Here is a 12,202-nt window from a genome sequence, read left to right as displayed (position 1 = left end):
CATACCATCAAGGATCGTGATGATGCGTAACCTCGACGTATCCGTGCTTCGCTCGTTCGTCGCTGTCGCCCAAACCGGGGGCGTCACGCGTGCCGCCGGGTTTCTGAACCTGACGCAGTCCGCCGTGTCGATGCAGCTGAAGCGTCTGGAAGAGCTGATGGGGCTGGAACTTCTGGACCGCTCGAATCGCAAGGTGTCGCTGACGGCGGCGGGCGAACAGCTTTTGGCCTATGCCCGGCGCATGGTCGACCTGAACGACGAGCTGTTCTCGCGCCTGACCGACCACGCATTCGAAGGCGAGGTCACGCTGGGCGTGCCGCATGACATCGTGCATCCCATCGTCCCACAGGTGCTGCAACGGTTCGCCACGGAATACCCGCGCGTGAAGGTGCGGCTGCTGTCGCTGTATACCGTCGGGCTGAAGCGGATGTTCGCGCGCGGCGAATGCGACGTGATCCTGACGACCGAACCGGACATCGACAGCGGCGGAGAGACCCTGAAGGAGCTGCCGCTGCGCTGGATGGGCGCACCGGGCGGGTCGGCGTGGAAGCATTCGCCTTTGCCGCTGGCGAACTGCCGCAACTGTTCGTTCCGTATCGACACGCAGGACCGGCTGAACGCGGCCGAGGTCGACTGGATACAGGCCGTCGAGTCGGATTCCGACCGCACGGTCGAGGCGACCGTCGCCGCCGACCTTGCCGTGACGGTGATGCTGGAAGGCACGCAGCCGCAGCAGTTGGAACAGCTGGCCCCCTGCGCCCAGTTGCCAGAACTGGGGGTGCAGCGGATCAACATGTACGGCGGCGGTGCGGCCAACGGCGGGTTCGTCGGCGACCTGATGGAGATGATCCGGCAGGGCTATCGCACGCTGTAAGGCGTCAGCCGATCTCGACCACGATCTTGCCCACGGCCTTTCGATCGCGCAGCAGCTGCAGCGCCTCTGGAGTGCGGTCGAACGGAAGGCGGTGGCCGATGTGCGGCGTCAGGCGCCCGTCTTCGTACCAGCGAACAAGCGTGCGCAGGCTGTCGGTCAGCGTATCGGGGTCGAAGGTCAGGTAAGCCCCCCAGTTCACCCCGATGACCGAGACGTTCTTGACCATCAGGTGGTTCGCCGGGATTTGCGGCACGTCTCCGCTGGCAAAACCGATGGCCAGCATCCGTGCGCCCGGGTTGACCGCCCGGAATGCCGACCGAAACTGGTCGCCGCCGACCGGATCATAAACGACATCCGCCCGGCCAAGTGCGATCACCGCATCGCGGATGTCCTGCGTATCGGTATCGACGAGGTGATGCGCCCCCGCCGCGCGCGCGGCGTCCAGCCGGTCCGCGCCACGGGCACAGGCGATCACGGTGGCGCCCATCGCGCGCCCGACTTCGACCGCCGTCAGCCCGACACCCCCGGCGGCGCCCAGCACCAGCAGCGTTTCCCCGGGCTTGAGGGCCGCGCGGTCCAGCGCAACGTGGCTGGTACCATAGGCGACCTGGAAGCCGGCGGCGACATCGAAGGGCATGGCGTCTGGGATCGGCAGACACCGCGCCTCGGGGATGCAGGCCACCTCGGCCAGCCCGCCCTGCCCCGCGTAGACCGCGACACGGGTTCCGGGGCGCAGGGTGGTGCCCTGTCCTGCCACCTCGACCGTGCCCGAGAATTCCTTGCCAAGGACGACCGGAGGCGTGGGCCGGTCCTGATACGTCCCCTCGATCGTCAGCAGATCGGCGAAATTCAGACCGCACGCGGCGATTCGGATCAGCACCTCACCGGCCTGCGGTTGAGGTGACTCGCGTTCTGCGAAGGCGGGAACACCGCCATACGCGTCTAGCTGGTAAATTTTGACCATTTGCTTAAAAATCAGACACAATTAACTACGTTAACGACTGTTAGCGCCCTTACCCTGCGGCAGCCTGTCGCACTTTGGCCTGCCTGACACAACCTCAAGCTGACCTACCACGGTTATCCACAGGCAATCTCTTCAACTTCACATTGCGTAACAGTTTTGAAACTTGGCGTGCGGTTCACTCGTGTTTCCAGACGATTCACTCGCTTTCCTAATCGTTTGCGACCAAACTACCCAAAAAGGCAGGTTGTACGATTCCCGCGCGACGTGATTTTGATGTTTACTGTTGTGAGTTGTAAGGAAGACTACGATGAAGCATCCCGTGGATGTTCATGTCGGCAAGCGCGTGCGGCACCGCCGCTGGATGGTCGGCATGACCCAGCAACAGCTGGCTAGCAAGGTTGGAATCAAATTCCAGCAAATTCAGAAGTACGAGACCGGTATGAACCGCATCAGCGCATCGCGCCTGTGGGACATCGCCGAGGCTCTGGACGTGGACGTCCGCTTCTTCTTCGACGGCATCGACGAAAGCGTCGACGCACCCAGCGAAGAGAAGGCAGGCGTGCCGGGTGATATCCTGGCCGACAAGGAAGCACTGGAACTGGTGCGCTCTTACTATGCCATGCCCGAAAACCAGCGACGCCGGCTTTTCGAGCTGGCCCGCGTCATGAGCGACGTCGCCTGACCTTCAGGTGCCACGTGCCCTGAGCCGGGCTTGACGGCCCGCCTCGATTCCGATTACCGCGCCGGGGGATCCCCCCGGCGAGGTAATCCAGAACATGACGGCCCCCGACACCAAGACCGACAAGGCTTTGCGCGACGACCTTCTGGCCACCGCAGAGGCGCTTGCCGATGCCGCCCGCGCGGCGATCCTTCCGCATTTCCGTGCAGAAGGGCTGGGTGCCGACAACAAGGACGACACGGGCTTCGACCCCGTGACCGTCGCCGACCGCGCCGCCGAAGAGGCGATGCGCGCCGTGCTTGCCAGCCGGCGTCCCGATGACGGGATTCTGGGCGAGGAATACGGCACCGTCGAAGGCTCGACCGGCCTGACATGGGTGTTGGACCCGATCGACGGCACGCGGGGCTTCCTGTCCGGCACCCCGACGTGGGGCGTGCTTGTCGCTGTCGGACCGGACACCGGCCCGATCTTGGGCGTGATCGACCAACCCTACACCGGCGAACGGTTCGTCGGGGGACTGGGCGAAGCGTGGATGACCGGCCCGTTGGGACGGCGCTCGCTGCGGACCCGTCCGGCGCGCAGCCTGTCCGAGGCCATCGTCTTCACCACATTCCCCGAAGTCGGCACACCTGCCGAGGGCGCGGCCTTCCAGCGGCTAAGCAAGGCGGCACGTCTGACCCGCTATGGCATGGACTGCTACGCTTACGCCCTGATCGCGGCGGGCCAGATCGACGTGGTCGCAGAGGCCGGTCTGTACGCCTACGACGTGCAGGCCCCCATCGCGGTGATCGAGGCCGCCGGCGGTGTGGTGACCGACTGGGAAGGCAATCCCTGCCCACAGGGCGGCCGGGTGCTTGCCGCCGCGAACCGCGAGATCCATGCCGAGGCGCTGGAATACCTGCGCGGGGTTGAGTAGCGCGCCCGACGGTCTAGCATCCTTGGCATACATGCCAGAGGTGCCAGATGCCGGAAGTCCTGCTTAAGAATGCCCGTACCGTCCTGACGATGGACGACAAGCGCCGCGAGTTGGCGGATTGCGATATCCGGATCGTCGATGGCGCGATCGCAGAGATCGGCAGCGGCCTGCAGTCGGATGGCGAACTGGTGCAGGCGGCGGGCTGCATCGTGACCCCCGGCCTTGTGAACACGCACCACCACCTGTTCCAGACCCTGACCCGCGCGGTGCCCGCCGGGCAGGACGCACTGTTGTTCGGCTGGCTGCAGGCGCTGTATCCGATCTGGTCGCGGTTCGGCCCTGAAGAGATGCGGGTGTCCGCCCTGACCGGGCTGGCCGAACTTGCGCTGTCGGGCTGCACCCTGAGCTCCGACCATATGTACCTGTTCCCGAACGGATCGCGGCTGGACGACAGCATCGCCGCCGCGCGCGAGATCGGGATGCGGTTCCACCCGACCCGTGGCGCGATGTCGATCGGGCACAGCCTTGGCGGCCTGCCGCCCGACGACCTTGTCGAAGCGGAACCCAACATCCTTGCCGACATGGTGCGGGTGGTGGACACCTTCCACGATCCGTCGCCGGGCGCGATGGTGCGCGTCGGGCTGGCGCCGTGTTCGCCGTTCTCGGTCAGCCGCGAGCTGATGCGCGATACCGCGATCCTAGCGCGCGAAAAGAGGGTGATGCTGCACACCCACCTTGCCGAGAACGCCGAGGACATCGCCTATAGCGAAGAGAAGTTCGGCTGCCGCCCCGGACAGTATGCCGAGGATCTTGGCTGGACCGGGCCGGATGTCTGGCACGCTCACTGCGTCAAGCTGGACGGGCGCGAGATCGACCTGTTCGCCCGCAGCGGCACAGGCGTGGCGCACTGCCCTTGTTCGAACTGCCGCCTTGGGTCCGGCATCGCGCCGGTGCGGGCGATGCGAGACGCGGGCGTCAAGGTCGGGCTGGGTGTCGACGGGTCGGCGTCGAACGACAGCGGCAACATCGCCGCCGAGGCGCGCACGGCGATGCTGTTGCAGCGGGTGGCCAACGGCGCGGATGCCATGAGCCCGCGCGAGACGCTGGAGATCGCGACGCGCGGCGGGGCCGAGGTTCTGGGACGCGGCGACGCGTGCGGGCAAATCCGCAAGGGCTATCGCGCGGACATAGCCGTATGGGACGCCACGGGGCTTGAAAGCGCGGGGTCGTGGGATCCGGCGGCGCTGCTTCTGGCGGGGCCGACGCGCGTGCGCGACCTGTTCGTCGAGGGCCGCCAGATCGTGCGCGACGGACACCTGACCACCATCGACCTGCCGACGCTTGTCGAAAAGCAGAACGGGCTTGCACGGGCGCTGGCCGGGGGCTGATCCGGCCCGGCGCAGTCGGTCTTCGCAGGGTCGGGAAGGGCGGCTTTTTTCGGTTCGAGATCACGCTTTCGTAAGGGCTTTGGCAACTTCACCCGGCTGTCGCATTACTGTCACCCGGCTGTGACGGACGCATGAAAACCAGCCGCGGCGCATGGCCCCTAGGCCGCGCCAATCCAGCCTGTTGCCAGAGGATGAAACGACATGGATACCCGGAAAACCGTTGACCTGTCCTGGGACGAATTCGACGAAGTCCGCGACCCCCGCCCTGCCACCAATGACTTCGACGCCGTCGTCGAGCGCGCCATCTCGCGCCGCGGGTTTCTGGGCGGCGCCCTGACCTTCGGCTCGGCCGCTGCCGTGTTCGGTTCGGGCGTTCTGGGATCGGCCACGTCGGCCCGTGCGCAGGCCGCCGGGTTCGGCTTTACCCCGATCGGCATCCACACCGATTTCGACATTCACGTCCCCGAAGGCTACGAATGGCGCCCGCTCGTCCGCTGGGGCGACGCCCTGTTCTCGGACGCCGAGGGCACCTATTCCGCCGAAACCGGCGTGCCGCTGGCCGCGTCGGACCGCGTGTTCGGCGAGAACACCGACGGCATGGAGACGTTCGAGCATGACGGCCACGTCCTGCTGGCGATCAACTCGGAATACGTGAACCCGCGCATCAACCTGCCCGCCGACTCTGAGGGCATGCCGAAGAACGCCGACGAAGTGACCCTGCTAAAGAACATGCAGGGCGTCACCGTCATGGAGATCGCGAACGGCGCCAACGGCTGGGACGTCGTCATCGACAGCCCCTACAACCGCCGGATCACCCACGAGACGCAGATGACGATGGACGGCCCCGCCGCCGGATCCGCGCTGATGCAGACCAATGCCGACCCCGAGGGCATGTCGCCCAAGGGCACGATGAACAACTGCGGCTCGGGCAAGACGCTTTGGGGCACCTACCTGACCTGCGAAGAAAACTTCAACGGCTACTTCGGCGCCACCGGCGCGTACGAGGAAACCGACGGGCTGGCGCGCTATGGCATCGGCGGCGAAGGCCGCTATGCCTATGAAAAGTTCGACACCCGCTATGACCTGAGCGCCGAGCCGAACGAACCCCACCGGCACGGCTGGATCACCGAGATCGACCCGACCGACCCGGAAAGCACGCCGGTCAAGCACACCGCCCTTGGCCGCTTCAAGCACGAGAACGCCGAGATGGTGCAGGCCGCCGATGGCCGCATCGTGGTCTACATGGGCGACGACGAACGCGGCGAGTTCATGTACAAGTATGTCTCGAACGGCACATGGTCCGAAGGTCAGCCGACCGATGGCCTTCTGTCGGACGGCACGCTGTACGTCGCCAAGTTCAACGACGACCAGACCGGCGAATGGCTGGCCCTGACGCCCGAGACCACCGGCATGAGCGCTGAGGACATCCTTGTCTTCTCGCGGATGGCCGGTTCGGCGGTCGGCGCCACCACGATGGACCGCCCGGAATGGATCGCCGCCAATCCGCTGCGGGTCGAGGCCTACTGCGCGCTGACCAACAACTCGCGCCGCGGCAACGAGGGCATGCCCGTCAACGCCGCCAACCCGCGCGAGACCAACGACTATGGCCAGATCGTGCGCTGGCGCCCCGAGGGCGAGGATCACGGCGCCACCGGCTTTAGCTGGGACCTGTACGTGATGGCCGGCAACCCCGAGGTCTACGACAACGCCTATGGCGGGTCCGACAACGTCACGGCGGGCAACATGTTCAACTCGCCCGACGGCATGGCCTTCTCGTCCGACGGCCTGCTGTGGATCCAGACCGACGGCGACGACAGCAACGAAGGCGACTTTGCCGGGATGGGCAACAACCAGATGCTGGTCGGCAACCCCGAAACGGGCGAGATCGCGCGCTTCATGACCGTGCCGAACGGCGCCGAGGTGACGGGCCTGACGTGGTCGCCGGACCGCACCGTCGCCTTCGTCGGCGTGCAGCACCCGGGCGGCGCATGGCCGGACGGCGAAGGCAAGCCGCGCTCGTCGGTGGTGTCGGTCTGGCGCGCCGATGGCGCGGCTTTCGGCTAAGCCCGGATCGACCGGACCGGCGCGCCGTGCGCCGGGGTCACTGGAACGGTGAAAGGGCGGCCCGCGCGGGTCGCCCTTTCCCTTTGGCGCGACGCTAGCGGCGCACCAGCGCATCCACCGCGTCGGCCAGCGGCGCGTTGCCGTCCGTCAATTCCAGAATTTCCTGCCGGATCTCGGGCCGGTCGATCAGCGCAGCCAGCGTCTGCGCCACGTTCCCGCGCTTGACGGTGCCATAGGTCACCGCGCGCGACAGCGCGACCATGCCGTCGCCATCCTCGTCCAGAAGGGTGCCGGGCCGCAGGATGACCCAGTCGAGCCCGCTGATCGACAGCGCCGCGTCGGCCTCTTTCTTGGTCCGCATGTACAGTTCGAAGCCGTGCTTCACCTCGGTGCCCCGCCCCGCCTCGGGCATCGCCGACACAAGGTACAGCCGCCGAATCCCTGCGGCGCGGGCCGCCTCGATCATCTTGACGGGCCCGTGTCCGTCGATCTCTGCCGTGCGCTCGGGCCCGCTGCCCGCTGCTCCGGCGGAGAACACGATGGCGTCGTGCCCCGCGACGGCGTAGCCCAGCGCCTTTGCATCCATGTCCATCAGGTCACCCTGCACGGGGGTCACGCCCGCGGCGCGCAGGTCTTCGGCCTGTTCGGCCTTGCGATGCAGGCCACTGACGTCGTGCCCCGCGTGAATGAGCATCGGCGCAAGCCGGTGGCCTACGCCGCCGGTCGCGCCAATCAGGAAAATGCGTGCCATGTCTGTCTTGTCCGTCTTCGGTTCCGTTTCCGAACGCGGACCTAGCGCCGGCCGCTCGGTTCGCCACGCAACCCGGCCATGCGGCGCTTTCGTCAGGCCATGCGCACCGGGTCGCCCGCGACGTAAACCGACTGCACCGCCCGGTCGTCCCCCATCATGATGGTTGGGAACAGCGCCTCCCACAGGTCGTCCGCCCGCGCGGCGCGCTGCGCGATGGCCGGGGTCGAGGCAAGGTCAAGCACGACAAGGTCGGCCTCCATCCCTATGCCGAGGTTGCCGATCTGGTCGTCCAGCCGCAGTGCCCGCGCCGAGCCTTGCGTCGCAAGCCAATACAGCTGCGCCGGGTGCAGCGCGCTGCCGTTCAGCTGCCCCAGCTCGTAGGCCGCCGCCATCGTCCGCAGCATCGAGAACGACGATCCGCCCCCCGTGTCGGTCGCCAGCCCCACGCGATGCCCCGCCGCCGTCAGCCCGGCCATGTCGAACACGCCAGAGCCGATAAAGGTGTTCGACGTCGGGCAGTGGATCAGGGCGGCATCGACCTCGCGCAGCCGGTCGCGCTCGCGCGGCTCAAGGTGGATGGCGTGCCCGTACAGCCCATTCGCCCCCAGCAGGCCAAAGGCTTCGTAGGTGTCGAGGTAATCGCGCGCCTCGGGGAACAGCGATTTCACCCACGCGATCTCGTCCGTCTGCTCGCTCAGGTGGGTCTGCATCAGGCAGTCCGGGTGCTCGGCCCACAGCGCGCCCAGCGCCTCTAGCTGTGCGGGCGTCGAGGTGGGCGAGAACCGCGGGGTGATCACATAGCCCATCCGGCCGGTCCCGTGCCATTTCTTCAGCAGTGCCTTGCTGTCGTCATAGGCGCTTGCGGGCGTGTCTTGCAGCCCCTTTGGCGCGTTGCGGTCCATGCAGGTCTTGCCCGCCAGCGCCCGCAGCCCGCGCCGCTGCGCCTGTTCGAAATAGGCGTCGACGCTTTCAGGATGGATCGTGGCATAGCTGCAGGCGGTGGTGGTGCCGTTCGACAGCGTCAGGTCGAAATAGCGCGACGCGATTTCGGTTGCGTAGTCCGGGTCGCCGAACCGCATCTCTTCGGGGAAGGTATAGCTGTTCAGCCAGTCGATCAGCCGCTTGCCCCAGCTGGCGATCATCGCGGTCTGGGGGTAGTGCGCGTGCGCATCGACGAAGCCCGCTGTAATCAGCGCGTCGCCGTGGTCGGTCAGCTCGGCGTCGGGATGATCCGTGCGCAGCGTATCCGCCGCCCCCAGCGCGGCGATGCGCCCGTCCTCGACCAGCACCGCGCCCCGGCGTTCATGCCGCACGGCCGCGTCCACCGGCACCCGGAAGGGATCGTCTGCGAAGGACAAAGTCTGCCCAAGGATCAGCCGTTTGGTCATGTCGTGCCTTCTGTCGACGCCGCAGCCGACGATAGGCATGACGCGCTGCGGCGTAAATCGCGAACTGCCCCCTGTTTTCCGCCCCCGTCCATATGTATTACGGCCCAAACGGTTAGAAGAGGCAGGCCATGGCGGAAGAAACCACGACCGAAGACGCCCGCGAAGACGACCGCTACGGCCTTGGCCGGGAACGCGTTCTGGCGATTCTCGAAGCTGCCGAGGCGCAGGACGCCGCGACCGTCAACGAGCTGATGGAGCCGCTGCACCCGGCTGACATCGCCGACCTTCTGGAACAGGTCGACAGCTCTGAACGCGCCGCGATCCTGAAGGTCCACGAGATCGACGGCGAGACACTGTCCGAACTCGACGAATCGATCCGCGAAGAGGTGTTCGACCTGCTGTCGCCCGGCGTGCTGTCGGACGCGGTGCGCGAGCTGGAATCGGACGACGTCGTCGACATCATCGAGGACCTCGAAGACGACCAGCAGAAGGCGATCCTTGACGCGCTGGAAGACAACGACCGTCTAGCCGTCCAGCAGGCGCTGTCCTACCCGGAATACTCCGCCGGCCGCCTGATGCAGCGCGAGGTCGTCGCGGGCCCCGAGCACTGGACCGTGGGCGAGGCGATCGACTGGCTCCGCTCTCGCGAGGATCTGCCGGACGATTTCTACCACGTCACCCTTGTCGACCCGCGCTATCATCCGGTGGGCAACGTCACGCTGGGCAAGATCCTTGGCCACCGCCGCGACGTGAAGCTGAAAGACATCGCCGAAGACTCGTTCCGCACCATCGAGGCGACCGAGAAAGAGGCCGACGTCGCCTATGCCTTCAACCAGTACCACCTGATCTCGGCGCCCGTGGTGGACGAGGACGGAAAGCTGGTCGGCGTGATCACTATCGACGACGCGATGATCGTGCTGGAAGAAGAGGCCGAGGAAGACATCCTGCGCCTTGCCGGTGTTGGCGATGAATCCAGCCTGTCGGACAAGGTCGTCGCCACCACCCGCCGCCGCGCGCCGTGGCTGGCGGTGAACCTTGCGACGGCGATCATCGCGTCGCTGGTGATCTCGCTGTTCGAGGACACGATCGCGCAATACGTGGCGCTGGCGGTGCTGATGCCGATCGTGGCGTCGATGGGCGGCAACGCGGGCACGCAGTCGCTGACGGTGGCGGTACGCGCCATCGCCACCAAGGACCTTACCGGGTCCAACGTGCTGCGCGTCATCCGACGCGAGGTGCTGGTGGGCACGGTCAACGGCGTGATCTTCGCGGTGGTGATGGGGCTGGTCGGCTGGGTCTGGTTCGGCGCGCCGATGCTGGGCGCCGTGATCGCGGCGGCGATGATCATCAACCTTGTCGTCGCCGGGCTGGCGGGCACGGTGATCCCTGTGGTGCTGGACCGGCTGAAGGTCGACCCGGCGCTGGCATCCGGCACCTTCGTGACCACGGTGACCGACGTGGTGGGCTTCTTCGCCTTCCTCGGCCTTGCCGCCGTGGTCCTGCTGTGACCGATCTCTCGGCCGCCAAGGCCGCCGCGCGCGAGGCCGCCTTCGCCCGCCGCAAGCAGGCGTTCGAGACCGGCGACCGCACCGCCGGGGCGGCGCGGCTGTCGGCGTTTCTGGCCCCTCATGCGGGCCGCCCGCTGGCGGGCTACATGCCGATGCGGACCGAGATCGACCCATTGCCCGCGATGGCGGCGCATGCGGCCTCTGCCCCCGTCGGCGTCCCGGTGATCGAGTCCGCCGGTCAACCGCTGCTGTTCCACCTCTGGACGCCGGATGCCGCGATGCAGGACGGCCCGTTCGGGGCCCGCGTTCCGGCGGACGGCCAGCCGATGACGCCCGGCATCTTGATCGTGCCGCTCGTGGCCTTCACCCGCGCGGGGGCGCGCATCGGCTACGGCGGCGGCTTCTACGACCGCACGCTGGAACGTCTGCGCGCCGCCGGGCCGGTGCTGGCCGTGGGCTTCGCTTGGGCCGCGCAGGAAACCGACAGCCTGCCGCTGGAACCCACCGATCAGCCGCTGGACGCCATCGTGACTGAGGCCGAAACGCTAAACTTCGCCTGACCGCCCCCCGCTTCTTCTGTCCAGAAATATCCCGGGGGAGGCGCGCGCCAGCGCGACGGGGGCAGCGCCCCCCTGACCAGCCCCAGCCGCAGTGCGAAACCACAGGGCTTTTCCGCTTGCCCTCGCCCCCCCGCACGGCCTACCCCTTGCGGCCATGCGCATCCTCTTTCTCGGCGACGTGGTGGGCCGGTCCGGCCGGCAGGCAATCACCACCCATCTGCCCCGCCTTCGCAGCGAATGGTCTCTCGATTTCGTCGTCGTCAACGGCGAGAACGCAACGAACGGCGTCGGCTTGTCCGGCGCCCATGCCAAGCTGTTGCTCGAGGCCGGGGCAGACTGCCTGACCCTTGGCGATCACGCTTTCGACCAGCGCGACATGCTGCAGTTCATCGAAACCGAACCCCGCATCGTCCGGCCGTTGAACTATGCCAAGTCCGCACCCGGTCAGGGCGCCCGCCTGTTCGAGGCGACCCGAGGCCGCAAGGTGCTGGTGACGCAGGCGCTGGGACAGGTGTTCATGAAACGCCCGTTCGACGACCCTTTCTCGGCGCTGGAGCGCACGCTCAAGGCGCACCCGCTGGGCGGTCAGGCGCAGGCGATCCTTGTCGATATCCACTGCGAGGCGACGTCCGAGAAGATGGCGATAGGCCACTGGTGCGACGGCCGTGCATCCGTCGTGGTCGGGACCCACACCCACGTGCCCACCGGCGACGGGATGATCCTGCCGGGCGGCACCGCGTTCCAGACCGACGCCGGCATGTGCGGCGACTACAATTCGGTGATCGGGATGGAGAAATCCGAACCCATGCGCCGGTTCATCACCGGGATGCCGGGCGGACGGTTCACACCGTCCGAGGGCGAAGGCACGCTGTCGGGGCTTTACGTCGAAACCGACGACCTGACCGGCAAGGCGACGCGGGTCGAGATGGTACGTCAGGGCGGTCGGCTGGCCGCCTCGGGTCCGGACAAGCGCGACGCCTGAGCACCTGCACGACCCGGCGCCCGTTAAAGCGCCCGATGTGGTGCCACACACGGCGACAGCGCCACAGTGGCCGCCGCAATCGCGGGCGGACCGCTTGTGCGTGGCGCGTCAACACGTAAGGATGCGGT

General features: G+C 67.0%; 11 protein-coding genes. 8 read left to right on the top strand and 3 right to left on the bottom strand.

Annotated features, from left to right (window positions below; translation table 11 throughout):
• Positions 1–19: 19 nt before the first annotated feature.
• Positions 20–874 (top strand): LysR family transcriptional regulator, encoded by an 855-nt coding sequence (locus P1K30_RS14350; protein ID WP_275633444.1) that lies wholly within the window; start codon positions 20–22, stop codon positions 872–874.
• A 4-nt stretch (positions 875–878) separates the two neighbouring features.
• Here P1K30_RS14350 and P1K30_RS14345 read toward each other — a convergent pair whose 3' ends face one another.
• Entirely contained in the window at positions 879–1,838 is a 960-nt protein-coding gene (locus tag P1K30_RS14345) for an NADPH:quinone oxidoreductase family protein (RefSeq protein ID WP_275633443.1), read from the bottom strand.
• 307 nt (positions 1,839–2,145) lie between these two features.
• Here P1K30_RS14345 and P1K30_RS14340 point away from each other — a divergent pair, with 307 nt between their 5' ends.
• From P1K30_RS14340 to P1K30_RS14325, 4 genes are all read left to right on the top strand, one after another.
• Positions 2,146–2,520 (top strand): helix-turn-helix domain-containing protein, encoded by a 375-nt coding sequence (locus P1K30_RS14340; RefSeq protein WP_275633442.1) that lies wholly within the window; start codon positions 2,146–2,148, stop codon positions 2,518–2,520.
• 94 nt (positions 2,521–2,614) lie between these two features.
• A complete protein-coding gene (gene hisN, locus P1K30_RS14335; protein WP_275633441.1) occupies positions 2,615–3,433 on the top strand; it encodes a histidinol-phosphatase in 819 nt (272 codons plus the stop codon).
• A gap of 47 nt (positions 3,434–3,480) precedes the next feature.
• The gene (locus tag P1K30_RS14330; RefSeq protein ID WP_275633440.1) at positions 3,481–4,821 is read left to right on the top strand and encodes an 8-oxoguanine deaminase; all 1,341 of its coding nucleotides are present in this window, start codon (positions 3,481–3,483) and stop codon (positions 4,819–4,821) included.
• A 201-nt stretch (positions 4,822–5,022) separates the two neighbouring features.
• Positions 5,023–6,885 (top strand): PhoX family protein, encoded by a 1,863-nt coding sequence (locus P1K30_RS14325; protein ID WP_275633439.1) that lies wholly within the window; start codon positions 5,023–5,025, stop codon positions 6,883–6,885.
• Between the two features lie 94 nt (positions 6,886–6,979).
• On the opposite strand, the gene P1K30_RS14320 is transcribed toward P1K30_RS14325, so the two are convergent.
• Positions 6,980–7,636, bottom strand: coding sequence for an SDR family oxidoreductase (locus P1K30_RS14320; protein WP_275633438.1), 657 nt, complete (start codon positions 7,634–7,636; stop codon positions 6,980–6,982).
• Between the two features lie 92 nt (positions 7,637–7,728).
• A complete protein-coding gene (gene guaD / locus P1K30_RS14315) occupies positions 7,729–9,024 on the bottom strand; it encodes a guanine deaminase (protein WP_275633437.1) in 1,296 nt (431 codons plus the stop codon).
• Positions 9,025–9,152: 128 nt separating this feature from the next.
• Between guaD and mgtE the strand changes: the two genes are divergently transcribed.
• The 3 genes from mgtE to P1K30_RS14300 all read left to right on the top strand — a co-directional run bounded on the left by mgtE (position 9,153) and on the right by P1K30_RS14300 (position 12,074).
• Entirely contained in the window at positions 9,153–10,532 is a 1,380-nt protein-coding gene (mgtE, locus tag P1K30_RS14310; protein ID WP_275633436.1) for a magnesium transporter, read from the top strand.
• The gene (locus P1K30_RS14305) at positions 10,529–11,092 is read left to right on the top strand and encodes a 5-formyltetrahydrofolate cyclo-ligase (RefSeq protein ID WP_275633435.1); all 564 of its coding nucleotides are present in this window, start codon (positions 10,529–10,531) and stop codon (positions 11,090–11,092) included. The genes mgtE and P1K30_RS14305 overlap by 4 nt, the downstream gene beginning before the upstream one ends.
• Positions 11,093–11,246: 154 nt before the next feature.
• The gene (locus tag P1K30_RS14300; protein WP_275633434.1) at positions 11,247–12,074 is read left to right on the top strand and encodes a TIGR00282 family metallophosphoesterase; all 828 of its coding nucleotides are present in this window, start codon (positions 11,247–11,249) and stop codon (positions 12,072–12,074) included.
• The last annotated feature ends 128 nt before the right edge of the window (positions 12,075–12,202 follow it).

This window comes from Psychromarinibacter halotolerans (assembly GCF_029168315.1).
GTDB classification, from domain to species: Bacteria; Pseudomonadota; Alphaproteobacteria; order Rhodobacterales; family Rhodobacteraceae; genus Psychromarinibacter; species Psychromarinibacter halotolerans.
Note: the sequence above shows the minus strand (reverse complement) of the source record. Positions and strands in the feature narration are given on the sequence as shown.